This is a genomic window from Paenibacillus sp. (assembly GCF_035645195.1).
Lineage (GTDB): Bacteria > Bacillota > Bacilli > Paenibacillales > YIM-B00363 > Paenibacillus_AE.
Genome location: NZ_DASQNA010000049.1, coordinates 1 through 2,027, shown reverse-complemented (window position 1 = coordinate 2,027; position 2,027 = coordinate 1). Strand labels below are relative to the sequence as shown.

1 protein-coding gene is annotated in these 2,027 nt (G+C 57.6%); it reads left to right on the top strand.

The window, feature by feature from the left end:
* Nucleotides 1–621: 621 nt before the first annotated feature.
* Nucleotides 622–1,947, top strand: coding sequence for a group II intron reverse transcriptase/maturase (gene ltrA, locus VE009_RS25795; RefSeq protein WP_325012770.1), 1,326 nt, complete (start codon nt 622–624; stop codon nt 1,945–1,947).
* Nucleotides 1,948–2,027: the final 80 nt, after the last annotated feature.

Sequence of the window (2,027 nt, the reverse complement as noted above, 5' to 3'; positions counted from 1 at the left end):
CGCAATCGACTCGGGGGTGAAAGTCCCCTGCACGCCGCGAGGTGGCGGAAGTGCTAGCCGACCCATAGTGCTCAGTCCGTGAGGATGGGTGCGGAGGATGGGAAGGCAAAACCCGGAACAGGCGGCTAAACCATGCTGGCTGGCAGAGCCGGACAACCCTGCCAAAGAAGGGGACGTCCCATACCACCACGGGCTCTGAAAGTTAAGAGGACTGGATTCGGGGGAAAGTCGGTTGACGTGACCCAAGGAGGTCTCATCGCTCCGCCAACAGCGGTAAGCCTTACCCAAGACCGCGATGGTCAAGGACAGGTGACGGCGTGTGAGAAGTCAGAGGATGGATAGTAGCGAGAAAGTCTGCCCGAAAGGCCGCAAAGGCAGATGAATCGGCACGTAGTTGCCGATGCAGGCCCGGACCCAAAAGGCCGGGACTTGTGCGAAGCCTGAACCGAGGGAAGAGAAGTGCAGAAAAAAAACCGCCATGTGCCAGACAGAAATCGGGGAGCCACGAAGCGCGAAGAACCGAGGTCGAACAAACGGGTAGACCGTCTGGGGCGAACGCCAGTAAGCCCGGCCCATTGCCATAAGGCTACACAGCCGGGGCTTGAAAGGAAGCAGAGACACATGGAGGAGAAGACGCAAGGCGTCATGCGCTTCCGCGAGGGAGTAAGGAACGGCGAGAAACGCAAATGGTTCAGCCTGATCGACAAGATCTGGGCCATACCGAATCTGGAGGAAGCCTTCCGCGAGGTGAAACGCAACAAGGGAGCCGCGGGTGTGGACGGCGTGAGTGTGAAGGCATATGCATCTGAGGTGGAGAGCAACGTACGAGCCCTTCACGAGGCAATGCGAACGAAGACGTACCGGCCCAAACCGGTAAAGCGCGTCTACATCTCAAAAGATGATGGAACCCAGAGACCACTGGGCATCCCAACTGTGGGTGACCGGGTTGCACAAGCCGCGGCAAGGCGGATTCTCGAACCGATCTTCGAAGACGTATTTCTCGACTGCAGCTTCGGATTCCGGCCAGGACGCAGTGCGCATATGGCGCTGGAGAAGATCCGCAAGGACCTGCTGGAAGGGTACCCCTTCGTCATCGACGCCGATCTGAAAGCCTACTTCGATACGATTCCGCACGAGAAGCTGTTGGACCGCGTACGGGAAGAAGTGGTGGACGGAAGTGTGCTGGACTTGCTCCGGCAATTCTTGAAGGCTGGTGTACTGGAGAACGGAAGCTTCCACCTGAATGAGACAGGCACGCCGCAGGGCGGCGTCATTAGTCCGCTTCTGGCCAACATCTACCTGCACCCGTTCGACAAGCTGATGACGGAGCGTGGCCATCGCCTTACGCGCTATGCCGATGATTTCGTCATCTGCTGCAAGTCGCAGAAAGGGGCAGAGCGCGTACTGAAAACGGTCGTGTCCTTTCTGGAGGCGGAACTTGGACTGAAGGTGCACCCGGATAAAACGAAGATCATGGACAGCCGGAAGACGCCTTTCACCTTCCTTGGGTATAAATTCTGGGACTATGATGTATATCCGTCGGACAAGGCGAAGAGGAAGTTCAAGGAACGGGCTAAAGAGATTACGCGGCGAAACCAGACGGTGAACGTGGAAACGCTGGTGAAGAAGACGCTGAACCCCTATCTGCGAGGCTGGGCGAACTACTTCATGCATGGTGGGGGTGCCAAGTTCTTTCGGGAGATGGACGGCTGGATTCGCAGGCGACTCAGGGCCGTGCAGCTCAGAAGCTGGCGGAAGGTACGTAAAATGCACCGCGTACTGCGACGACGAGGATACAAGGGAGAGCTGCCGGGGATTCGGATGACGGCGTGGCGCAACTCCAGTTGCGCGCACGCACATATGGCCATGCCCAATGAATGGTTTCAGGAAATCGGTCTTTGCTCACTCGTCGATCTTTACAATGAACATCGTCTCCAGAGGGGATAACCTTGGAGGAGCCGGATGCGATGACCCGCACGTCCGGATCTGGGAGAGGCCCATGCAATTGCGCATGGGCCTACTCGATT